Source organism: Kitasatospora humi (assembly GCF_020907985.1).
Lineage (GTDB): Bacteria > Actinomycetota > Actinomycetes > Streptomycetales > Streptomycetaceae > Kitasatospora > Kitasatospora humi.
Genome location: NZ_JAJJPA010000008.1, coordinates 107,879 through 129,973 on the forward strand (window position 1 = coordinate 107,879; position 22,095 = coordinate 129,973).

At 72.9% G+C, this 22,095-nt stretch carries 22 protein-coding genes; 13 read left to right on the top strand and 9 right to left on the bottom strand.

Annotated elements, in window-relative coordinates; all coding sequences use genetic code 11:
• Positions 1-11: 11 nt before the first annotated feature.
• The 3 genes from LN042_RS10945 (at position 12) to LN042_RS10955 (ending at position 4,044) form a co-directional block, all read left to right on the top strand.
• Positions 12-965, top strand: coding sequence for a hypothetical protein (locus tag LN042_RS10945; RefSeq protein ID WP_230050933.1), 954 nt, complete (start codon positions 12-14; stop codon positions 963-965).
• 142 nt (positions 966-1,107) lie between these two features.
• Positions 1,108-2,622 carry a C40 family peptidase gene (locus LN042_RS37225; protein WP_283843673.1) on the top strand — a complete coding sequence of 505 codons (1,515 nt, stop codon included), beginning with the start codon at positions 1,108-1,110 and terminating at the stop codon, positions 2,620-2,622.
• A 390-nt stretch (positions 2,623-3,012) separates the two neighbouring features.
• Positions 3,013-4,044, top strand: coding sequence for a GNAT family N-acetyltransferase (locus LN042_RS10955; protein ID WP_230050935.1), 1,032 nt, complete (start codon positions 3,013-3,015; stop codon positions 4,042-4,044).
• Positions 4,045-4,385: 341 nt separating this feature from the next.
• Here LN042_RS10955 and LN042_RS10960 read toward each other — a convergent pair whose 3' ends face one another.
• From LN042_RS10960 to LN042_RS10970, 3 genes are all read right to left on the bottom strand, one after another.
• Positions 4,386-5,111, bottom strand: coding sequence for a nucleoside/nucleotide kinase family protein (locus LN042_RS10960; protein ID WP_230050936.1), 726 nt, complete (start codon positions 5,109-5,111; stop codon positions 4,386-4,388).
• A gap of 510 nt (positions 5,112-5,621) precedes the next feature.
• Positions 5,622-6,380, bottom strand: a complete 759-nt coding sequence (locus LN042_RS10965; RefSeq protein WP_230050938.1) for a VOC family protein — start codon at positions 6,378-6,380, stop codon at positions 5,622-5,624.
• A 118-nt stretch (positions 6,381-6,498) separates the two neighbouring features.
• The gene (locus tag LN042_RS10970; RefSeq protein ID WP_230050940.1) at positions 6,499-7,029 is read right to left on the bottom strand and encodes an SMI1/KNR4 family protein; all 531 of its coding nucleotides are present in this window, start codon (positions 7,027-7,029) and stop codon (positions 6,499-6,501) included.
• Between the two features lie 130 nt (positions 7,030-7,159).
• Here LN042_RS10970 and LN042_RS37670 point away from each other — a divergent pair, with 130 nt between their 5' ends.
• From LN042_RS37670 to LN042_RS10990, 5 genes are all read left to right on the top strand, one after another.
• Positions 7,160-7,594 carry an MBL fold metallo-hydrolase gene (locus tag LN042_RS37670; protein WP_308191790.1) on the top strand — a complete coding sequence of 145 codons (435 nt, stop codon included), beginning with the start codon at positions 7,160-7,162 and terminating at the stop codon, positions 7,592-7,594.
• Between the two features lie 366 nt (positions 7,595-7,960).
• Positions 7,961-8,464, top strand: coding sequence for a hypothetical protein (locus tag LN042_RS10980; protein ID WP_230050942.1), 504 nt, complete (start codon positions 7,961-7,963; stop codon positions 8,462-8,464).
• A gap of 95 nt (positions 8,465-8,559) precedes the next feature.
• On the top strand, positions 8,560-9,822 hold the full coding sequence (locus tag LN042_RS10985; RefSeq protein ID WP_230050943.1) for a GNAT family N-acetyltransferase: 1,263 nt from the start codon (positions 8,560-8,562) through the stop codon (positions 9,820-9,822).
• Between the two features lie 250 nt (positions 9,823-10,072).
• Positions 10,073-10,153 carry a hypothetical protein gene (locus tag LN042_RS37970; RefSeq protein WP_372495716.1) on the top strand — a complete coding sequence of 27 codons (81 nt, stop codon included), beginning with the start codon at positions 10,073-10,075 and terminating at the stop codon, positions 10,151-10,153.
• A gap of 56 nt (positions 10,154-10,209) precedes the next feature.
• On the top strand, positions 10,210-10,848 hold the full coding sequence (locus tag LN042_RS10990) for a PHP domain-containing protein (RefSeq protein WP_372495709.1): 639 nt from the start codon (positions 10,210-10,212) through the stop codon (positions 10,846-10,848).
• A 3-nt stretch (positions 10,849-10,851) separates the two neighbouring features.
• Here LN042_RS10990 and LN042_RS10995 read toward each other — a convergent pair whose 3' ends face one another.
• Positions 10,852-11,658, bottom strand: coding sequence for a TetR/AcrR family transcriptional regulator (locus LN042_RS10995; RefSeq protein WP_230050947.1), 807 nt, complete (start codon positions 11,656-11,658; stop codon positions 10,852-10,854).
• A 210-nt stretch (positions 11,659-11,868) separates the two neighbouring features.
• Here LN042_RS10995 and LN042_RS11000 point away from each other — a divergent pair, with 210 nt between their 5' ends.
• Positions 11,869-12,402 (top strand): GNAT family N-acetyltransferase, encoded by a 534-nt coding sequence (locus tag LN042_RS11000; RefSeq protein ID WP_230050949.1) that lies wholly within the window; start codon positions 11,869-11,871, stop codon positions 12,400-12,402.
• Between the two features lie 198 nt (positions 12,403-12,600).
• On the opposite strand, the gene LN042_RS11005 is transcribed toward LN042_RS11000, so the two are convergent.
• The gene (locus LN042_RS11005; protein WP_230050951.1) at positions 12,601-13,797 is read right to left on the bottom strand and encodes an MFS transporter; all 1,197 of its coding nucleotides are present in this window, start codon (positions 13,795-13,797) and stop codon (positions 12,601-12,603) included.
• A 137-nt stretch (positions 13,798-13,934) separates the two neighbouring features.
• Here LN042_RS11005 and LN042_RS11010 point away from each other — a divergent pair, with 137 nt between their 5' ends.
• Complete coding sequence (locus tag LN042_RS11010; RefSeq protein WP_230050953.1) at positions 13,935-14,903, top strand: LysR family transcriptional regulator; 969 nt, start codon at positions 13,935-13,937, stop codon at positions 14,901-14,903.
• A gap of 20 nt (positions 14,904-14,923) precedes the next feature.
• Here LN042_RS11010 and LN042_RS11015 read toward each other — a convergent pair whose 3' ends face one another.
• The 4 genes from LN042_RS11015 to LN042_RS11030 form a co-directional block, all read right to left on the bottom strand.
• Positions 14,924-15,145 carry a hypothetical protein gene (locus LN042_RS11015; protein WP_230050954.1) on the bottom strand — a complete coding sequence of 74 codons (222 nt, stop codon included), beginning with the start codon at positions 15,143-15,145 and terminating at the stop codon, positions 14,924-14,926.
• Between the two features lie 127 nt (positions 15,146-15,272).
• The gene (gene dmpI / locus LN042_RS37975; RefSeq protein ID WP_372495710.1) at positions 15,273-15,608 is read right to left on the bottom strand and encodes a 4-oxalocrotonate tautomerase DmpI; all 336 of its coding nucleotides are present in this window, start codon (positions 15,606-15,608) and stop codon (positions 15,273-15,275) included.
• The gene (locus LN042_RS11025) at positions 15,568-16,491 is read right to left on the bottom strand and encodes a LysR family transcriptional regulator (RefSeq protein WP_230050956.1); all 924 of its coding nucleotides are present in this window, start codon (positions 16,489-16,491) and stop codon (positions 15,568-15,570) included. Before LN042_RS11025 ends, dmpI begins: the two co-directional genes overlap by 41 nt.
• A 108-nt stretch (positions 16,492-16,599) precedes the next feature.
• Positions 16,600-17,235, bottom strand: a complete 636-nt coding sequence (locus LN042_RS11030; RefSeq protein ID WP_230050957.1) for a YceI family protein — start codon at positions 17,233-17,235, stop codon at positions 16,600-16,602.
• A 157-nt stretch (positions 17,236-17,392) separates the two neighbouring features.
• Between LN042_RS11030 and LN042_RS11035 the strand changes: the two genes are divergently transcribed.
• Genes LN042_RS11035 through LN042_RS11045 form a run of 3 tightly spaced genes read left to right on the top strand, consistent with a single transcriptional unit; the run spans position 17,393 to position 21,902 of the window.
• Positions 17,393-20,557 carry a DEAD/DEAH box helicase gene (locus tag LN042_RS11035; RefSeq protein ID WP_230050958.1) on the top strand — a complete coding sequence of 1,055 codons (3,165 nt, stop codon included), beginning with the start codon at positions 17,393-17,395 and terminating at the stop codon, positions 20,555-20,557.
• Positions 20,554-20,727, top strand: a complete 174-nt coding sequence (locus LN042_RS11040) for a hypothetical protein (protein ID WP_230050959.1) — start codon at positions 20,554-20,556, stop codon at positions 20,725-20,727. Before LN042_RS11035 ends, LN042_RS11040 begins: the two co-directional genes overlap by 4 nt.
• A 47-nt stretch (positions 20,728-20,774) precedes the next feature.
• Complete coding sequence (locus LN042_RS11045) at positions 20,775-21,902, top strand: DNA polymerase III subunit beta family protein (RefSeq protein ID WP_230050960.1); 1,128 nt, start codon at positions 20,775-20,777, stop codon at positions 21,900-21,902.
• Positions 21,903-22,095 lie beyond the last annotated feature (193 nt).

The following is a 22,095-nucleotide window of genomic DNA, read 5'->3' on the forward strand; positions in this document are numbered from 1 at the left end:
ACGTAGCACCGATGCAGTTGGCCGGCCTGGTGGAGGCATACCGCACGCACATCGTGGCCGCGCACAAGCAGCCGCTCTTCCTGCTGCTGGCCGGGTTCATCAGCTCGTTCGTCCTCATCAGGGTGAGCGTGCGGATGATCAGGGCCAAGGTGCGCTGGTGGCCCGGGAACATCACGCCGGGCGGGCTGCACATCCACCACGTGGTCTTCGGGGTGGGCGCGCTGCTGGTCGCCGGCATCGGGGTGTTCGCCACCGACGGCGGCCATCCGTGGATCGACTGGTTCGGGCTGGTCTTCGGGATCGGCTGCGGCCTGGTGCTGGACGAGTTCGCACTGATCCTCCACCTGGAGGACGTCTACTGGAGCGAGCAGGGCCGCAAGTCGGTGGACGCGGTGATCCTGGGCATCCTGATCACCGGCCTGCTGCTGATCGGCTTCGCGCCGCTCGGGGTGGTGCCCGGGGAGAGCGGTGCCGATGGGTCGGGCAGCTGGGGCGTGGTGGGGCTCATCTCCTTCAACGCGCTGATGTCGATCGTCGCGCTGCTCAAGGGCAAGGTGTGGACCGGGCTGCTCGGCATCATGGTGCCCGGCCTGTCGTGGATCGGAGCGGTTCGGCTGGCCCGGCCGTCCAGCCCCTGGGCGCGCTGGCGGTACGGTGACCGGTCGCGCCGCCGGGCCCGCGCGGTGCGGCGGGAGCAGCGGCTGCACGCCCGGGTGGACCGGGCCCGGATGTGGCTCTTCGACCTGATCGCCGGCGCCCCCGACAAGGTGCCCGCGCACCACGCGGTGACGCACCGGATGGCCGAACGGGTGGCGGCCCGGGCGACCGCGCACCTCGACCCGCACCGCACCGGGCGCCCGGCAGCGGCGCCCGCCGAGCGCGCCGCCGACCAGCGGCGCCGCACCGTCCAGGCCGGACGGGTCCGCTCCTACCGGGCGCGCCGCGCGCGCCGGCGCGTGCTCTGATCCTGCGCGCGGGCGCGCGGGTCTCTGCGATCTCACCCGAATGGCTGCCGGGGCCGTGATGCCGAGCATCGTCGGATTTGAGAATATTACGTCGAGTGACCTGTTGGTTACGCGATGGGATGGCTCATTGATCACCGAACGGATGGTCCGCACTCGGAACCGCAGCCGGATGCTCCCCCGGATCCGCGCTCGGCGCTGCGGCTGGGTCCCGCTGCTCGCCCTGGTCCTACTGGTCAGCGGCACGGTACTCGCTCCGCCGGCCGCTGCCCACCCGGTGCTGGTGGGGCCGGTCGCCGCACCGCGCCTGGCGCCCGCCCTCGCGCCGGCCCTCGCGCCCGCGCACGCGCCGACCGACGACCCGCCGCAGCCCAACGGCCAGGCCTACCCCAGCACCGGCGACATCGACCGGGCCCGGGCCGACGCCGCCCGGCGGGCCGCCGCCGCAAGCGCGATCGAGGCCCAGCTGGCGGCCGCCCGCACCGAGCTCGAGCAGGCCGGACAGCGCGCCGACCAGGCCGTCGAGGCCTACAACGGCGCCCAGGCCAGGCTCGCCCGGGCCCGCGCGGCAGCGGCCGATGCCGCCGTCCACGCGGCCGCCGCCGAGTCGGCCCGCGCCGCCGCCGCCGAGCAGGCCGCCGCGCTGGCCGCCGCCACCTACCGCACCGGCGCCACCCCCGAGCTCTCCGCCTTCAACGACCTGTTCGGCGCCCGGGGGCCCCGCGCCGCCGCCGACCAAGCGGTCGCCGTGGGCGCCGCCGCCCGCACCACCCGGCAGATCCTGGAGGACGCCACCAGCACCGCCCGGGCCGCCGCCGACGCTCAGCGGGCCGCCCAGGCCGACGCGGCCGCGGCCGAGCGGGCGGCCGACGCGGTCGCCCGGGCCAAGGCCGAGGCCCAGGCACAGCTGACGGCCCACCAGCAGACCGTCGCCGAGCTCGCCGACCGCAGCGAACGCCTGCTCGGGGAGCTTGCCGCCGCCCGCAACACCACCGTGGAGCTGGAGCGGCGGCGACAGGCCGCTCTGGAGGCGATCGCCGCGCAGCAGGCCGAGGAGGTGGCCAAGGCGGCGGCACTCGCCGCCGAGAAGGCGGCAGCCCAGAAGGCCGCGGCGGAGAAGGCTGCTACGGACAGGGCGGCCGCGGACAGGGCGGCTGCGGATAGGACGGCTGCGGATAGGGCGGCTGCGGACAAGGCCGCCGCCGGGAAGGCCGCGCAGCAGTCCGGGGGCGCGCCGGGTCGGTCGCAGCGGCCCGCACCGCCGCCACCCTCGTCCTCGTCCTCGTCCTCGTCCGAGTCGGGCGGTCAGGCGGCCGTCGCCTTCGCGAAGGCCCGGCTGGGGCTGCCGTACCTCTGGGGCGGCGAGGGGCCGGGCGGCTACGACTGCTCGGGCCTGACCAAGATCGCCTGGCAGCAGGGCGGCCGCCGGCTCACCCACTTCGCGGCCGACCAGTACGCCGAGTCCACTCCCGTCACCTACCACCAGCTGCGCCCCGGTGACCTGGTCTTCTGGTCGCACACCGGCAAGGCCGCCGACATCTACCACGTGGCGATCTACCTGGGTGACGATCAGGTCATCATGGCGCCCCACCCGGGCGGCAGGATCGAGCAGACCAGCGTCTGGGTGATGGGCGGGCCCAGCTTCTTCGCCCGACCCTGAACCAGGCGGGGCGGCCGTGTAGCTTCCCATTTCACTTTGCGCTTTCCCACTGATTCTGCGCCCAAGCTGCGCATGCGCAAGATCAGTGGGACGCCGACTGGGCGGGCCGGCGCCCCGGACGCCGCCGCACCTACTACCAACTCACCCCGGCCGGACGAGACGCCGCCATCCACGAGACCGTCCGCCTGGCAGCACACCCACCCCGCCAACGACGAAAGTGCGAGGAGGATGCGCCAAAGGCCGCGCGGCATCGATGAGACCAGCGCACACTGAAGCCGAAAGAAGATCACGAACGAACCGCTTCCCAGCGCCGCAACCGCTCAACGGGCCCGCGGCTGGCGAGATCCAGCCAACGCCAACGGCCCCACCCGCAGAGAACATGGAGATCCGGTGACCCTCGACATACAGCCGCTCGATCCGCACCTTGCCCCAGAACAGCAGCTGGCCGATTACCACGCGATGCGGGCGGCTGTCGCAGCGGTGGACTTTTCCGAGGACCCACCGCTGACCTATGAGGCTTCGATCGGCCGCCTACGCACCCCGCCGCTCGAGGACGGACCGTGCCGCTTCTGGGTCGGTCACTTGGACGGACGTCTGGTCGGTTCGGTCAGGGTCGCGCTGCCGGAGGGCTCGAACAGCGGGATCGTCAATGTCGAGGTCCACGTGCACCCCGAGCTGCGGCGTCGCGGTATCGGCACCGCACTGCTCCGGGCCGCGATGCCCGCGGTCCTGGACGCTCGGCGCGGCACCGTCCTCGGGCAACCCATGAAGCCCGATTCCGCCGGGGCTCCGTGGGTGGCGGGCCTCGGGTTCGAGGTGACGCACAGCATGGTGATGCAGGTCCTGCCCATCGCGACGACTCCCGCGCAGCTGTGGGACGTGCCCGACCCGGCTGGCTACCGCCTGGCGCACTGGACGGGAGCGACGCCCGAACGGTTCATCGACTCCTATGCCATGGCCCGACAGGCCATCCAGGACGCTCCGTTCGGTCGCACCAGCTACCGGCCGACCGTCTGGACCCCCGCCCAGATCTGCGCGACCGACCGTGAGCTGGCGGAGGCCGGCGCAGAACAGCGAGTCGTCATCGCCATCGACGACGCCACGGACCAGGTCGTCGGCGCGCACGTCATCCACACCTACCCGCACCGCCCCGGGGTCGGCTTCATCCACGACACCTCCGTGCTGGCCGCACATCGCGGCCACGGGCTCGGTCGGGCGATCAAGGCTGCCATGATGCGCCAGCTCACCGACGAGCGACCGGACCTGGAACGCATCCTCACCACCACCGCCACGACGAACACCTACATGATCGACATCAACCTCGCACTCGGTTACCACACGGCCCGGACGATGAACTGGGTCGAGACCACAACGACGAGCCTCGCCGAGAAGCTGGCGGCCACCCCTTCCAACGCCCTCTGAGCCCAGACCCGCCGGTCGATGAGCGGCTGACGGCACGGGTCAGAAGAGGAGCGGGTGGGTGCTCTTCTGACCCGCGCCCGGACGCAGTCCCGGGCGCCGCCGCACCTACTACCAACTCCTCCAGCTGAACGAGACGATCACCAACCACGAGACCACGCACTGGGCAGCGCACCCACCCCGTCAACGAGGAAAGCGCAAGGACCCGTCAGTCCCGCAACTCGTCCGGACCTTCAAGGTCTCGCGGAACGGTCTATCGCCACGTCAGCCTCGCCACCGGGAAGGACGACCGGCAGGCACTTTGAACCGAGCCCGACACCAGCAGCCGCAGATCCCTCCAGAGGTCACGACTCCACGACGCGCGGGCTGGCGAACGTCGAGTTGTCGATGACGACGTCCATCATCGGGATCGGGTCGACTTCCTGAAGATAGATGCGCTCTGCCACCAGATACCGGTTGCGGTGGATCGACTCCGCATCGCTCCCGGCCCAGTCCTGATCACGGTCAGCACCTCGCTGAACGGACAGTTCCGCATCTACCTGCAGCCAGACACGGAAGTCCCAGTACTCGTTGATCTCCGGCCGGAAGGCGAAGACGCCATCCACGATCAGCACCGCATCCGAAGCAAGGGACGTCCGGTCTGAGGAATGATCCTTCTGCGTCAGCGGGTCGATGCTGCACAGCACGCACGACGTGGCCTCCGGCGACCGGCAGGGCCCAAGCAGCAGCCGCTTGACCGCGTCATAGTCGTACGCGTTGCGGTAATACCCCTCACCTGACTCCCGGTCATACAGGTGCCGGTCCTTCCACGGCTTCTTGAAGTCATCGAGGGTTGCCCGGAGCACGGGCCGTCCCGCAGTACTGATCCACTCAGCCAATTCGTGCCCGAAACTCGTCTTGCCCGCAGCGGTGAAACCGTCGATCCCTACCATCAGACGGCCCTGGCCGAGTGCCAGGATCCGCTTCGCGATCCGTTCGACCAGCGCAGTGCGTTCGTGAGAGGTCGTCGGAGGACACGGCTGCTGCCAAGTCGAAACCGAATGATGCACGCCCGCTCGCTGCAGTCCCATGAGGCGAACCTATCGGCTCCCTCAATGGCGAGAAAGATCGCCCTGCCCGCCCGTACGGAGGCACGGGCAAGCGCACAGTCGCCTCCCCACCAACTCATGGGCACAGCAAACACGATGCCCTGAGACACCTGCCATCATCTGCCCCGCACAGACACGATGCGGTGAGACACGGGCGCTGCCCCGTCTCACGACACCTTGCATACCCGCTGGTCAGACAAGCCCCTGAAAGCAAGATCCAATGCGACGGGACATGTGGGGTGTTCTGGACCGGCGCTGGTCCGGGGCCGTGGTCCGGGGCCGTGGTCCGGGGCCGTGGTCCGGGCCGAGCTGCGCTGGCCCGACCGCGGGCCTGCCGCCGGTGCGGACCGGCGCTGGTCCGGGCGGTGGTCCGCCGGGGCGGCGGGCACCGGCTCGGGCCGGCCGGTTTTCGGGGGCGACAGCCGTCGGGGCCGCGCCATGCGTCCGACGCGGCCCCCGGGAGTGGTGGTGGGGTGGGTGGATGCGGCTCGCTCAGCCGGTGCGCGGGGCGAAGACACCGAAGGTGGCGCCCTGCGGGTCGCGGATGACCGCGATCCTGGGGCCGTTCTCCATCTCCACGTCGGTCGGGCCGTGCAGGACGTCCGCGCCGAGCTTCGAGGCCGTACCGGCGACGGCGTCCACGTCGCGGACCCGGAAGAACGGGGTCCAGTGCGCGGGCACCTCCTTGGGGAACCTGTCGCCCATGTCCATGACGCCGCCGAACATCTTGCCGGCCAGGCCCACCATCGGGTACTGCTCGTGCGGCGTGACCTCCCAGCCGAAGACGCCCTGGTAGAAAGCCAGCGCGGCGGTGGTGTCCCGGGTGGCGAGGTCGATCCAGCCGAAGGCGTTGGGCTCGTCCAGCACGCCGAACCCGGCGAACTGCTTGGCCTGCCACACCGAGAGCGGCGCGCCGGTCGGATCGCTGAGCAGGGCCCAGCGGCCCAGCTCGCCGACGTCCATCGGCTCCATCCAGACCTGTGCGCCGGCCTTCTTGGCGGCTTCGCAGGTGGCATCGGTGTCGTTGGTGGCGAAGGAGAGCAGCCACATCACCGGCTGCTGCGGATTCATCAGCGGGGCGACGGCCGCGGCGGGGGCGCCGTCCAGGGAGAGGACGGTGTAGCCGCCGTACTGGGGATCCGGGGCGGCGGCGGTCCAGTCGAACAGCTGGCCGTAGAACCGCTTGGCCGCCTCAGGATCGGAGGCGCTCAGCTGCGCCCAGCAGGGCGCGCCAGGGGGGAAGTCGGTCACCTTCAACGCAGTCCCTCTCGACGTCGTCTTCAGGGGCGGTCCTCCCATCCAAACCCGCCCCCGGCGCGGGCGCCACCGGACCGCGGTCGCGTCCGGGGTGTCCGCGGGAGCCGCGGGATCAGCGGCAGAGCTGCGAGATGGTCTCCTCGAAGTCGGGGAACTCCCGGACGGCCGCCTCGATCACGGCCTCGGGCGAGCGGCGCCGGTCCGGCGCGAACCGTTCGGCAATGGCGGTGAGCTCGGGGTTGGCGCGAGGGGTCCAATCGTCGCAGAGGGTCGGGCAGGCCGCTTCCGAGGGGCCGTAACCGCTGGCCAGCAGCCACAGCAGGTCGCCCAAGTCCCGTGCCACCACGGCAGTTTCACCCTCCGACCCGAGGAACACCACGGGCTGCTCGGCGACCGGCCGGCCCGGCCGGACCAGCCAGAACCCCGCGTACCCGCCGGCGCCGTTCGCCCCGAAGAAACGGAACTGGCTGCCGTCCGCCTCCTGGTTACCGGTCCAGAGCCGGAACCACCAAGCGGTGTCCGCTGCGGCCTCGAAGGCCGGATAGGGCTCGAAATCCACCCAGCTCTCCTCGTCGTCCGCGAACGGGACGGCGAGTGCGGCGGCGAGTGCGGCAGGGAAGGCGCGGTCATCGATCGACGTCATGCGCACACGCTACGGGCCGGCACTGTCACCTCCGTGGGGCTTGCGCGATGAGCAACGAGCCGCTCGGACTGACCGTCCTGGGCAGTGCGACCCGTATCCGAGTGCGGACAACCCGTGCTCCGGCTACCTGGTGTCCGCTGGGAGCACCCGGGTGTGGGTGGAGGCCGGCAGCGGAACCCCGGGACCGCTGCAACGCCGTGTCCTACTGGACGAATTGGACGCGACCTGGGTCTCGCACCTGCACGCCGACCACGGCGCGGAGCTGCTGACCGCCTACTACGGCGCCCGGTACGCGGACATCCGCCTCGATGCGCCGATCCCGCTCCACGGCCCGCCGGGCACCGCGGACCGGCCGGCTGCCTTCCTCAGCAACACCCCGGAGCGCTCTCCGATCGAATCCGCCTTCACCGTCACGGAGTTGACCGAAGGCCATCGGGTGGCCACCGGTCAACTCACTCTGATCAGCCGGATGGTGGCGCACGGCATTCCCGCCTTCGCGCTGCGCGTCGAGGCCGGCGGCGGACGCTCGTCCACTCCGGGGACACCGCGCCCTGCGCCGCCCTGACCGAGCCGGCCGGCGGGTGTGACGGCCGGCGGTTGTGACGGCCGGCCGTGCGAGGCCGACCTCGCGCAGCCGCCGCCTGGCGGCGAGTATGTGCACCACACTCCGGGGCGCGGGCGAAACGGCACATGCGGCCCGGGCCGGCCGGTTGGTCGTGACGCACGTCGGCCGTTCCGTGACGCCGCAGCAGGCCGTCGCCCGGGCCGCGGCGCGCTTCGGCGGTCGGGTCGACCATGCCGACCCCGGCGCGGGCTGCGTGATCGGGGACGACGGCTTCGTCCGCGCGGCACTCCGCCGCGTAGTGCTCCGATCGCGTTGAGTTATCGGGTTCACCTGACAGTGCGGCGACCGCCCGGGCACGATGCTCCCATGGCACGACTTGAGAACCAGGTCTTCCCGCTGCTGCGGGCCTGTGCGGACCCCGCCTCGCGCACCGCGACGAACCGGCGGGACCACCCGGGCTGCCAGATCGTCACCGCCACCATGGAGAAGGACATGGGTACCGGCGCCATTGACAACACCATGTTCCTGGCGGCCGGCATGGCGATCGCCGGTGCCACCGTGCTGGAGCTGGGCGCGGTCCACCGCGGAGTCCGGGCGCCGGCCTTCATCGACGCACTGGACCGGGGCCGTCCGGAGGAGAAGTGGTTGATGACGCTGCTCCGCAGTTTCTTCGCCGAGGACGGCCCCACCCCGCCCGATGTGCTGGGCCAGTGCTGGGAGAGCAGCCAGGACGAGTTCTACGACCTGATCGTGCAGCTCGGCGACTTCGCCGCCACCCTGATCGACCGCCTGACCCGCCGCGGTGCCTACACCGAGGCGGAGATCCTCCTGGAGATCGTGGACGCGCTCGGCGACGAGGAGGCCGGCTGATCCCGTCCCCTCGGGCGGTGGTCATTCGGGTGCTCGGTCTTCGGGTGCTCGGTAATTCGGATGCCCGCTTGCCGCGCTCGGCCTACGGTGAACGGATGAGCGAACAGGTGGCGCCGGCCGACGGCATCGAGATCCGCAGCATCACCGAGGACGAGCTCGGTGCCTGGGGCGCCGCGGTGAGCAGGGGCTTCCAGCGGACGGGAGCGCCGCAGGCACTGGAGTTCCGCCGGATGCGCCACTACCCGGGTCGCACCCTGGGCGCCTTCGAGGCCGACCGGATCGTGGGCACCCTGCGCAGCTTCCCCAATGAACTCACCCTGCCCGGCGGCGGGTTGCTTCCGGTCTCCGCCGTCTCGGGCGTCACGGTCCAGCAGACCCACCGCCGACGCGGCCTGCTCAACCGGATGATGGCCAGGGAACTGGCCGGAGCCCGCGAGCGCGGTGAGGCGGCGGCCATCCTGATCGCGGCGGAGTACGGCATCTACGGAAGGTACGGCTTCGGGCCCGCCACCCGCGCGGACGGCCTGGTAGTCAACCTGCACCAGGCGCAGGGCCTGCGCGCCGACCTGCCCGAGACCGCCGGCCGGCTCGACTTCGTGAGCATGGCCGAACTCGCCGAATTCGGACCGGAGTTGCATGAGCGCTGGCGCCGCATCCGGCCCGGTGCGATCGGCCGCGACGAAGCGTTCTGGCGGGACGTCACCGGCACCGTCGAGACACCGGGCCCGGAGTGGAAGGAGCCGTTCGCGGTGGTCCACCGGGACGCCGGCGGTACCGTCACCGGCCTGCTGGTCTACTCGATCACCGACCAGTGGGACGGCCCCAACCCGGACTGCGTCCTGACGGTCCACGACTTCCTCGCCCTGGACACCGTGACCGCCGTGGCCCTCTGGCGCTACGCCTGCTCGATGGACTGGGTGCGCCGCGTGTCCATCGCCTCGCTCGCCCCCGACGACCCGCTGCCGCTGCTGCTCAACAACCCCCGGGCCGCCAGGCCGCACCCCGACCAGTGGGACCACACCTGGCTGCGGGTGCTCGACGTGCCGGCCGCCTTCGCCGCCCGCCGCTACGTCGGGCCGGGGCGCGTGGTGCTCGACGTCACCGACCGGCAGGGTTACGCGTCCGGCCGCTGGCTGCTCCAGGTGGATCCGACGGGCGCGGGCACGGTCGAACCGACCAGCGGGGACGCGGACTTGGCCGTCGACGCGGCCGTACTCGGCAGCCTCTACCTGGGCGCTGAGTCCGCCGTCCGCTTCGCCGCGGCCGCCCGGCTGACCGAACTGAGCCCGGGTGCGGCCATCACCGCGGACCGCCTGCTCGGCACGCCGCTGAAGGCGTACAACCCGGACACCTTCTGAGCCGCGACCGTTCCGCCGGCCTCCGGTCTCAACCCTTCCGCCAGACCATGCTGTAGCGCCGGAACAGCCGACGCCCCCGGCCGCGTCGACGCCCGTGCTCGTGCCACGATCCGCGCGTCCCATTGACCTTGCCCCAGGGGAAAGGCCGAGCATGTCGAGCACGACCTGGACCGGGAGAGGGGCGGCGAACGTGTTGCCGGCAGACAGCCATGTGCACAGCGAGTGGTCGTGGGACGCCGTCACGGGGTCGATGGATCAGACCTGTCGGCGGGCCCTCGAACTCGGCCTGCCGGCAGTGGCGTTCACGGAGCACGCGGACCTCACCCCCTGAACCTGGAACCCGGCCTGGAGGTCCCCGGGGCGTGGCTCGCCCTGGTCGCCGAGGGAGTGCTGACTCCGCCGCCCCTCGACCTGGTCGGCTATCGAGCCTGCTTGGAGGCTTGCCGCGAGCGGTATCCCGGGTTGCGGATACTGTCGGGTGTCGAGTTGAGCGAACCGCATTGGCACGCCTCGCGCGCCGAATCCCTATTGGACACCGGTGGCTTCGAGCGGGTGCTGGCCTCCGTGCACTCGGCGGCGACCGCCGGTGGCGCCGGCTTCACCGAGGTGTCCGAGTGCTACCAGCACCAGCCACCGGAGCAGGTCGTGCGGGACTACCTGCACGAAACCGTGCGGCTGATCGAGCAGTTCGATCGGTTCGAGGTGCTCGCGCACATCGACTACCCCGTCCGCCACTGGCCGTTGGACGCGAAGCCGTACGATCCGCGGGACTTCGAGGACGAGTACCGCCAGGTCCTGAGCCGCTTGGCCGCGGCCGGCAAGGTCCTCGAAGTGAACACCAGGATGCCGCTGGACCCGTTGGTCCTGCGGTGGTGGCGCCAGGAAGGCGGGCGGGCCATCGCCTTCGCCAGTGACGCGCACAGTCCGGACGCGGTCGCCAGGGACTTCGGGGAGGCCGTGCGGTTGGCGGAAGCCGCCGGTTTCCGCGCCGCCCGTGAGCCGTACGACTTCTGGCGCTGCGGCTAATGGTCAGTTCCCCGCGCGGGCGCCCATGGTCGGGAGGATGAAGTCCTGGATCAGGCCCTTGGCGTCCCGGACGATGGGGCGGAAGACGCGGTAGCGGGAGAGGCGGATCACCCGGGCGGCCATCGGGGTGGAGCGGCGGACGAAGGCGCGGGTTCGTTCGGTGTCGGGGGTGCGGTCGAAGACCCAGTAGAGCACCGTGATCATCAGGTGCAGCCAGAGCATGTCGGGGAGCAGCTCGGTGAGTTCGGCGTCGAGCTTGGTGCGCAGGTCGGAGCCGGTGAGGACGTCGCGGAACAGGTCGACGGCGGTGGTGCGGGCGCGGTGCGACTCGTTGGCGAACGGGCTGAGCGAGTTGTTCGGGTCGGCGGCGGTGCGGAAGAACTGGGCGGCGAACTCGTGGTAGGGCGCGGCGCAGTCGATCCAGGCGAGCAGGGCGATCTCCAGCCGCTTGGCGAAGTCGGTGTGGCCGCGCAGCCGCGCCCGGGCTTCGGCGGCGTGCTCCATGGTCATCCGGTCGTAGAAGCCCTGGATCAGGAACTCCTTCCCGGCGAAGTAGTAGTAGGCGTTGCCGACCGAGATGCCGGCTTCGGTGGCGATGGCGCGCATGGTGGTCTTCTCGTAGCCGCGTTCCTGGAAGAGCCGCATGGCGGTCTCCAGGATCAGGGCCCGGGTCTGCTCGCTCTTGCCGGTCTTGGGGCGTGCGCGGCCACCCGGAAGCTCGGCCGCCGACGCCGACGCCGACGCCGGGTCCTGGGCGGGGCCCTCGGTGGGGTCGCCGGTGCTGGGGGTGCTGCCCGTCTGCTCGTCCACGGTCACCGAGCCTATCCGGACGGCATCGGGAGAGGTTCCAGGGCAGGCGGGGGTGGCATCCGGGCAGGCGGGGGCGGCGTCGGTGCGCGGGGGCGCGTTCGAACCGGGTGTCCCCTCCGCGCCCGGTTCGAACGCGTTCAAAACAGCGCCCCCGACTCTAGTGGGAGAACTTGAATGCGTTCAAGGCTGATCCTGTGTCAGGATCCTCCAATGATCGACACCGCCGTCACGATCCGCCCCGGAACCGCTGCCGACGCCCTCGCGGTGGCCGATCTGCATACCGAGAGCCGGCGCACCGCCTACGCCGGGATCGTTCCAGCGGAAGCGCTCGGCGCCGACCTCGCTGGGTCACGGCGCGAGCTGTGGGAGATCCGGCTGACCGCCGACTACGGGCCGGCGGAGAACACCCCGCACCTGCTGATCGCCGAGCGGGCCGGGACGGCGGACGTGCTGGGCTTCGGGTACCTGGTGCCGCAGCCCGACGGGCGGGTGCTGCTGGACAGCCTGCACGTGCGCCCCGGACTGACGGGCGGCGGCATCGGCACGGCCTTGCTGGCCGCCGCCCGCTCCTGGACGGCCGAGCAGCACCCCGGCGCACCGCTGTACCTGGAGGTGCTGCGCGACAACCGCCGCGCCGTCGCCTTCTACGAGAAGGCCGGCGGTCGCCGCAGCAAGGAGGGGTCGGCACCGTTCCCGGGCGGCGGCGAGCTGCCGGAGTACGAGTACACCTGGGACCGCCCGTAGCCGCCCGCGAGTAGCCGCCCGCGAGCTGCGGGATGCGAGTACGCCGGGGACCGCCCCGCCGGCCGCCGACGTCCGGCCGGCGCTCGCCTGCCGCCTGCGAGCCGGCCGCCGTCGCGGGTCGGCGGGAGCCGATCACGGACGCCTGACTGCACCCGTGGCCGGTGGCGAACTGCGGGCGCGCCTCCCGGCCGCCCGCGCTCATCCCCGGGGAGCCGGACGCAGCCGGCGCCGCGCGGTGTGGGCGATCAGCAGTGCGGCCGCGGCGGCGACGGCCGGGAGGGCGAAGCCCGTGCCCGGAGCCGTGTGCTGGATCAGCAGGCCGCCGAGCGCCGAGCCGGCCGAACTGCCGGTGACGATCGCCGCGACGGCCACCGCCATGCCCGTGTTCAAGGCGCTGCCGGGGAGCAGGCGTTGCAGCAGGGTGAAGCCGCTCACCATGGTGGGCGCGGTCCCGCTGCCGGCCAGCAGCATCGCCGGAGCGAGCAGCGCCAGGCCGCCACCCGAGCCGACCGCACCCAGCGGGAGCAGCAGCAGTGCCGTCATCGCGGTCAGCCCGAGCAGCAGTCGGCGCACCGTGCCGCCGCGTGCCGGCAGCAGCCCGAAGGCAAGCCCGGCCGCGCAGGAGCCGGCCGCCTGGAGGCCCAGCAGCGGGCCCGCCGCCCAGCCGTGGCCGTGCGCCCCGGTCCAGGCGAGCGTGGTGATCTCCAGCGAGCCGAACAGGATCCCGGTGCCGAAGAACACCGCCAGCAGCGCGGGCACTCCATGCGCCCGGGGGCGCACCCCAGCGCTGTCGGTGGCCGGCGCGATCGGCGGCTCGGTGCGCCGCTCGGCGGCGAACAGCACACCGCCGACCGTGGTCAGCACCGAGATCGCCAGCAGTCCGGCCTCCGGCTGCCAGCTGCAGAGCAGCGCACCGAGCACCGGCCCGGTCATGAAGCACAGCTCGTCCAGGGCCTGTTCGAGGGCGTTGGCGCGCTGCAGGGTGGTCGGGTCGTCCTGGTGCAGGTGAGCCCAGCGGGCCCGGGCCATGCCGCCCAGGTTGGGGCCGAAGGAGGAGGCGAAGGCGGCGGCGGCCAGTGCCCAAGTGGGCGCCTGCCGGTGGATCAGCAGCACCAGGGCGAGCTGCGGCAGCGTGGTGAGCAGCGCGGCCGGCAGGGTGATCCGGCGCTGCCCGTGGCGGTCGACCAGCCGGCCGAGCAACGGCAGTCCGACGGCCACGCCGACCATCGCCGCCGCCGCGACGGTGCCGGCCGGCGCATAGGAGTGGCGGCGCGCCGCGACGGCGGTCAGCAGGCTGACGCCCTGCATCGCGTAGCCGAGCCGGCCGAGCAGCCCGGGGAGCGTGAAGGCGAGCGAGCCGGTCGGGGCCAGCACCTGGCGGTAGGAGGAGAACACGAGGCTCCAGCAAGTCCGTTGGGGGGATTTGGGATGCCCCAAGCCTCGCCGCCCCTCCCCGGGCCGTCCAACACCTGTTCGGCGCCATTGACACAGTTGCGTTGTCAATCCCGTGGAGCCCCTTGTACGCTCCGCGCATGCCCGCCGACCTGCACCCCCGTCTACTGCGAGGCTTCGTCGCCACCGCCGAGACGCTGCACTTCGGGCAGGCCGCCCAGCGGCTGCACGTGGCGCAGCAGGCGCTCAGCCGGGACATCCGGACCCTGGAACGGCTGCTGGACCGGGAGCTGTTCGCCCGCACCACCCGCAGCGTGGCACTCACCGCGGCGGGGGAGCGGCTGCTGCCGCAGGCGCGACGGTTCCTCGCCCTGCAGGACGAGATGCTGGCACCGCCTGGCGGGGGCCCGGTGCTGGTCGACCTCAACAGTGCGGTGACCGGCGATGACCTGACGGTGGATCGGATCCTGGCCGCCGCCCGGGCCGCCGACCCGCAGCTCCAGCTGCTGGCCCGCTACCACGGTGGACTCGCCGCCGGTGCAAGGGAGTTGCTCGCCGAACGGCTGGACGTGTCGTTCGGCTGGTTCAACGGGCTGCCGACCGTGCTGCGCGAACAACTGGCCTACGTGCCGCTGCGGTTGGAGGAGGTGGCGCTGCTGCTGCCCGAGGGGCACCCGCTGGCCGGGCGGGCGGCGATCCGGCTGGCCGAGCTGGTCGGGCATCCCGTGGACATCTGCGCGGGCAACCCGGCCACCACGGAGTGGACGGCCTTCGGTGAACGGCTGCTCGGCGCCCACGGGTTGACCGCCGCACCTCCGCTGACCCCGCCGGTGGGGCCGGCCGAGACCGCGCGCTACCTCGCCCAGCACGCCGTGCCGATGCTCACCACCACCGGCGGTCCTCGGCTGCCGGGCGTGGTCACCCGCCCGCTGGTGGAACCGGTGCCGCTGACCCTGGTGAGCCTGGTGCGCCGCCCGGGCCCACCGGCCGACGGGGTGGCCCTGCTGATCGAGCAGGCCGCCCGACTCGCAACAGCGGAAGCCTGGTTGACGCGCCCACCGGGGTGCTGGCTGGCGGCCGAGGACGAGGCACTGCTGGCCGGCTCGTAAGCGGGCTGCCGCAAACCGGGTCACCAGCCGTGCTCGGCCAGCGTGCAGCCGTCCGGGGTGATGTGGTGGGTCTGGCCCGAGTGCCCGACGACCCGGTGGGCGTTGGCCCGCTCGGGCGAGTCGGCTGCGGCGAGCACCGCCGTCCATTCGCCACGGTGTGCGGCGTCGGCCAGTTGGTCGCGCCGCGCCAGGTACGACTCGCGATAGGCCTCCCGGTCGGCGACGCCGCGCCACTGCGGCATGCGGCCTCCCCGGTCGGTGGCCAGCGGACCACCGTAGTGAGCAAGCGCTTGCTCAACGGGCTCGGGCCGGTCGTGGCCCGGTGGGGCTGGGCGAGCGCTTGCTCATGGGGGCGCGGCGAGCGCTCGCTCAGCCGTCGGCGCGCAGCTTGCCGCCCTGGCCCCAGCTGTCGGTGGGGACCTCGTGGATCCAGACGGAGACGCTCTCGGCCGGGACCTGCAGGGTGTCCACGAAGGCGTCGGTGATCCGGGCGAGCAGCTCGCGCTTCTGCTCGACGGTGCGGGGGCCCTGCTGCACGGTGACGATCGGCATGGTCTGCTCCTTGGTTCGCGGTCCTCCCGGCTGTTCCGGGCGACCTGCTGACGGAGACCAGTTCACCGCGGCAAGGGGGGTGGGACCCAGACCCGATTCGCTCTGGTAGCGATCACGAATCCTGATCGCCGCAGGCGGCGCCGACCGACGCATCGGCGCGGCAGGTGGTGGCCAGCAGCTCGAGTTCGCGGGAGAGCGGGCCCGGCCGCAGCGCCAGGCTGGTGGGTAGCGCGAGCCCGGGGGCGGCGAAGGGGACGAAGGCGATCCGGGGGATCCGCATGATCTTGGCGTTGGTCGCGTAGACCACGGTCCACATCGGGGTGCCGGAGCCGATGGCGGCCAGGGTGTCCTGTAGGGCGCTGCTGGGGGCGGGGCCCGGGATCGGCTCGAAGCCGGCGGCGTGGCAGCTGTTCAGCACCAGGTCGACCAGGGACGGGTTGTCGCGCCGCTCGGTCAGCCGCAGCGGAAGCTCGGCGAGGTCGGCGAACTCCACGGTGTCGCGCGCGGCGAGCGGGTGGCGGGCCGGGATGGCGGCGACCAGGGGGTCCTGCCAGAGCGGCAGTCGGGTCAGTTCGGGGGCGTGGGCGGGGATGGTTCCGCGCACGAAGGCGGCGTCCAGGCGGCCGTCCGCGACCTGGGCCAGGCGTTCGCGGGCCGGGAGCGCCACCAGTTCCAGCCGTACGCCGGGCGCCTGGCTCTCGAAGGCGTCCAGGATCCGGTCCAGTCGTTCGCCGAGGCCCGTGATGGTGCCCAGGCGGAGCACGCCCAGGCTGCCCGTGGCGAGATCGGCGGCGACGGCGCGGGCCGCGTCCTCGGCGGTGAGCACCGCGCGGGCGGCGGGCAGGAAGGTCTGGCCGGCGGTGGTCAGACGCACGGTGCGGGGCGTCCGGTCGAACAGCTCGACCTTCAACTCCCGTTCCAAGCGGCGGATCTGCTGGCTGACGGCGGGCTGGCCGATCAGCAGCCGCTCGGCCGCTCGGCCGAAGTGCAGTTCCTCGGCCACCGTGACGAAGTAGCGCAGCTGTCGCAGTTCCACCGCAGGTCCTCCCCCCGCTCCCTGATCCCCGGTCATCCTGCCGCATCGGCGGATCCGGGGACCACGGGGTAGCGCGGCGGTTGGACGGCGTCGGCCACGGCCGGACGATCAGGCGCGGACGGCGGAGATGTCGAAGCTGAGCTTGACCTTCTCGCCGATCAGTACGCCGCCGGTCTCCAGCGCCGCGTTGTAGGTCAGGCCGAACTCGGTGCGGTCGACGGTGGTGCGGCCCTCGAAGCCGAGCCGCTGGATGCCGTACGGGTCGGTGGCGCTGCCGGTGTAGTCCAGGTCCAGTACGACCGGGCGGGTGACGCCCTTGATGGTGAGGTCGCCGGTCATCCGGTAGGTCTCGGTGTCCAGTTGCTGGGCGGAGGTGCTGCGGAAGGTGATCTCCGGGTGCTTGTCGACCTCGAAGAAGTCGCTGGTGCGCAGGTGGCCGTCGCGCTGCTCGTTGCCGGTGTCGATGCTCTCCACCTTGATGCTGAGCTCGGCGCTGGAGGCGGCCGGGTTGCTGCCGTCCAGGTGCAGGGTGCCCTGGTAGTCGGCGAACTCGCCGCGCACGTTGGTGACCATGGCGTGCCGCACGCTGAAGCCGATCCGGCTGTGCGTGGTGTCGATGGTGTAGTCGCCGGTCAGGTGGGCCAGGTCGGCGGACGGTGCGTCGAGTGTGGCGACGGTGGCGGCGCCGGCGGTGGCCGGGGCGGTGGTGGCGGTGGTGGCGGACTTGCGGCCGAAGATGCCCATGATCACTCCTGATTTGGTTTAGTGTTCAACTTCCTGAGTCCCACAGTAGCGCGGTTTGGTTCAAGCTTCAACTACAGCCGTGAAATGTCCGACGCACTGGTTAGGCTCGCCGGGATCAGGTCGATTGCGGCGGCGGAAGCGGAGGTGACGGCAGCCGGTGTTCGCCGTGCACGCCCGCTGGCTGCCCGACGGCGGCGGAGTGGCCCTCTGGGTGGAGGACGCCCGGGCGGTCGGCCGCGCCCGGGAGGCGGCGCCGGGCCGCGCCGTCCCCACGCATCCGTTCGCCGGCCCGGCCGAGCTGCTGGCCCGGCTGCTCGGCGGGATCGGGCCCGGCCTGGAGTGGCTGGCCGGGCAGGCGGCCGAGCGCTGGCTCACGCTCACGCTGCCCGGACTGGGCGGCACGCCGGTGCCCTCGCCCGAGCTGCTCGGCGGCGGGGCTCGGCACGCCGACTGCCGGCGGGACTGGCGGGTGCCCGTGCTGGTCTTCGAACCGGCCCAGGCGGCCCAGCTGCTGGGCGAGCTGTTCGACCCGCGCTGGGCGCTGACCAGTGCCGAGCTCCCCGAGCTGGGCCGGGTGGACGTCGCATACGGGGCTTCGCTGCGCTGGCTGACCGGTGTCCACGACCTCGCCTGGCGGCTCGCGGGTGCCGGACGGGTGCTGCCGGGCCTGACGTGGGTGCGGGGCGCCGCCCACGCCCAATGGCAGCCGGCGCCGACGGCGGCGGACCACCGGGAGGCCCGTGCGCTCGCCGCCGGCTGCCCGCCGGTGGTGCGGGGGGAACGGTCGGCGGACGAGCTGCTGGTGGAGGCGCTGGCCGTACTGACCGACCGCGAGGTGCGCGTCGCGCTTGCCGAGCGGCCAGCCGGACTTCCCCGGCTGGACGTTGACGGCGCAGGGTTCGCCGAGCGGTGGTTCGCGGCGCTGCTGGCGGCGGACGGCCGGATCCCGCCGCGCGCCCCGGACGAGGAGCTGAACGCCCCCGCCGCCGAACTGGCGGCCGAGCTGGCCGCCTGGCACGGGGCCGCCGGCACCGGCGCGCTGCGGTTGTGCCTGCGCCTGGTCGAGCCGCTCGGGCCCGACCCGCTCGACCCCCAGGGGCGGGCGGTCGGTGAGCACTGGCGGGTCGACCTGCTGGTCCAGGCCGTGGACGAGCCCTCACTGCTGGTCCCGGCCGCCGAGCTGCGGGTCGGGGGACCGGCACCGGCCGCCCTGGCCCGGCACACCGCCGATCCGCGCGCCGCCTACCTGGCCGAACTCCAGCGGGCCGCCCGCTGCTGCGCCCCCCTGGCCTCGGCCCTGCGCGAGGTGCGGCCCACCGAGCTGCGCCTCGTCGAGCCCACCGAGCTGGGCCCCGAGCCCACCGAGCTGCGCCTCGACCGGGCCGGTGCGCTGGACTTCCTGCGCACGGCCGCGCCCGCCCTGGCCGCGGCCGGATTCGGGGTGCTGCTGCCCGGCTGGTGGCAGCGGCCACCCCGACTGGGGCTGGCGCTGACCGTGCGTCCCGGCACACCCAGCGCCGTGGACCGGGCGACCCGGCTCGACCACGACGCGCTGGTCGCCTTCCAGTGGCAGCTCGCCTTGGACGGCGAACCGCTCACCGCCGCCGAGCTCGCCGACCTGGCGGCGGCCAAGCGCGGCCTGGTCCGGATCCGCGGGCAGTGGATCGAGGCCGACCCCGAGCGCATCGCCGCCGCCGTCGGCTTCCTGGAACGCGAGGGCACCGGCAGTGGCCCGGCCGGTCCACTGCTCCGGCTGGCGCTGGACCCGGGTGCCCTGGTGGCCGGCCTGCCGATCGGCGCACTGCGGGCCACCGGGGTGCTCGGCGATCTGTTGCAGCAAGGGGACGACGTGCCCGGGGACGGCGAACTCCGGCTGCCCGAAGCGTTCGGCGCCACCCTGCGCCCGTACCAGGAGCGCGGCGTCGCCTGGCTGCGCTCGCTCACCCGGTTCGGGCTCGGCGCGGTGCTGGCCGATGACATGGGGCTCGGCAAGACCGTGCAGACCCTCGCGTTGCTGGCCCTGGAGCAGGACGCCGGCCAGGACGACCCCGTGCTGCTGGTCTGCCCGATGTCCCTGGTGGCCAACTGGCGCAGGGAGGTTGTCCGGTTCGCACCCATGCTGCGGGTGCACGTGCAGCACGGCGCTGGCCGCCCCACCGGCGAGGCCCTGCAACTCGCCGTGGCGGATGCCGACTTGGTGATCACCAGCTACGGGGTGCTGCAGCGCGACGCTCCGCAGCTGCGCGCGATCCAGTGGCGCCGGGTGATCGCAGACGAGGCGCAGACCGTCAAGAACGGCGCCACCGCCCAGGCCCGGGCGCTGCGTTCGCTCCCCGCCGGCCACCGGATCGCACTGACCGGCACGCCGGTGGAGAACCGGCTGTCCGAGCTGCACGCGATCCTCGACTTCGCCAACCCCGGACTGCTCGGTTCCGCCGCCGCGTTCCGGGAGCGCTACGCGGTGCCGGTGGAGCAGCACCGCAGCGAGCAGCGGATCGCCGAACTGCGGCGCCGTACCGCGCCGTTCGTGCTGCGGCGGCGAAAGGGCGACCCCGGGGTGGCGGCGGAGCTGCCACCCAAGCAGGAGAGCACGGTGTGGTGCCCGCTCACCGCCGAGCAGGCCGGGCTCTACCAGGCCGTGGTCGCCGACCTGTTGCACCGGCTGCGCGGACTCAAGGGCGTGGAACGCAAGGGCGCGGTGCTCGGAGCGATCGGCCGGCTGAAGCAGGTCTGCAACCATCCGGCCCAACTGCTGCACGACCGCTCGGTGGTAGCCGGTCGCTCCGGCAAGCTCGCCCGCCTGGAGGAACTGCTCGACCGGTCGCTGGCCGCCGGGGAGCGCACCCTCGTCTTCACCCAGTACGCGGAGTTCGGCGCACTGCTCCAACCCCACCTGGCCGCCCGCCTCGGCACCGAGGTGCTCCATTTGCACGGGCGGCTGCGCGCCCGCCGCCGGGCGGAGCTGGTCGAGCGGTTCCAGCAGGACGACGGGCCGGGGGTGTTCCTGCTCTCCCTCAAGGCGGGCGGCACGGGGCTCAACCTGACCGCCGCCGGCCAGGTGGTGCACCTGGACCGCTGGTGGAACCCGGCAGTCGAGGAACAGGCCACCGACCGCGCCCACCGGATCGGTCAGCACCGCACGGTGCAGGTCCGCCGCTTCGTCTGCGCGGGCACCGTGGAACAGCGGATCGACGAAATGATCGACAGCAAGCGGGAGTTGGCGCGGAGCGTGCTGCCGCGGGGGGAGCGTCGGCTGACCGAACTGAGCACGGATGAGCTGCGGGAGCTGCTCACCCTCACCGAGGAGGCGATTGCGGAGTGACCGACCCCGATGACTTCTGGAGCGGCGACTTCACGCTCCGCCGGGAGCCCGCCGAACAGGCCGGCGCGGAGCCGCTGCCGTTCGAACGGTTGGCCGCCAGCGGGGTGACCGTGGGTGACCGCGACCTCGCGCAGCTGCTGGTGCCGGTCTACCGTGCGCTGACCGGATGACCGGCCCGCTTGACCCTCGAGCCGGTCGAGCCCCCAGAGTCCTCGACATGGAGAGTGCGACGCGCGGAATGCGCAGCATCGGCCAGCTGGCCAGGGAGAGTGGGCTCAGTGTCAGCGCCCTGCGGTTCTACGACGGCGCTGATGTCTTCGGCCCCGCCTGGGTCGACCCACAGACCGGCTACCGCTGGTACGCGGCCGAGCAGTTGGCCGCCGCCCGGCTGCTGAACCGGCTGCGCAGGCTCGGTCTGCCGCTGGCGCAGATCCGGGTGGTGCTCGCGGCGCCGCCCGGCGACCCCGTGGCCCACCGGGTGCTGGACGCCCATCTGCGGCTGCTGGAAGCCGGCCTCGCGGACGCGCGTCGCGAACTCTCCGCCGTTCGAGAACTGATCGACCAGAGGGAGCAACCGATGACCGCCTCCACCTCCGCCGCCGCCCGCCTCATCGTCGGCCGCGCCGAGCTGGCCGCCGCACTGGCCGCCGTCCGCTTCGCCGTCAGCGCCGACCCCGAGCTGCCGATGCTCGGCGGCATCCTCTTCGACCTGGACGGCGGAACGCTGACCCTGGTCGCCACCGACCGGCACCGGCTGGCGATCGGCCGGGCACCGGTCCGGACCGAGCCGGGAACCGAGTTCTCCGCGCTGGTGCCCGCCGCGCTGGCGGACCGGATGCGGGCGCTGGCCGAGCAGGGTGCGGGCGAACTGGAACTCACGTTGGCGGGCGGCGAGCTGCGGGCCGAGGCCGGCGGCAGTGCGGTCGCGGGTGAACGGCTCGACCTGGACTTCCCGGACTACCGCCGGCTGCTCCGGCTGGACCAGACCCACCGGGTGGAGATCGACGGCGCGGAGCTGCGCCGCGCCGTGCTGGCCGGCCCGACCCGGCCGTTCACCCCGGAGCAGCCGGTAGGGGAGCGGCCGGCGGCCGAGGTGCCGCTGACCGTGCTGGCGGTCGACCGGACCGGTGCGCTCAACGTGGTGGCGGGCGAGGCGATGACGCCCACCACCGAGGAGCAGCTGCGGGTGGCGGTCAACCGCGAGTACCTGCTGGACGCCCTGGCCGCAGGGGCTCCCGGCCAACTGGTGCTGGAGCTCAACGGCGGCCTGGGCCCGCTCGCGATCCGCGCGGCCTCGGGCGAAGCGGGCAACTTCTCGATCCTGATGCCGGTCCGGGTCTCCTGAGCCCGGTCCGCGTCAGGCGAAGGCCGAGCGGAGGCCGAGCGGAGGCCGAGCGGAGGCCGAGCGCCGCCAGCGCGGCGGCGCTGACGCGCGCCGGGCACCGCCCGCGCCGCGCCGGTCGCGAAGGACATCGCCCGGGCGAGGACGAGCGTCCGGGCGAGCAGCCGCGCGGAGACCAGCGCGACCTGGGCGGTGG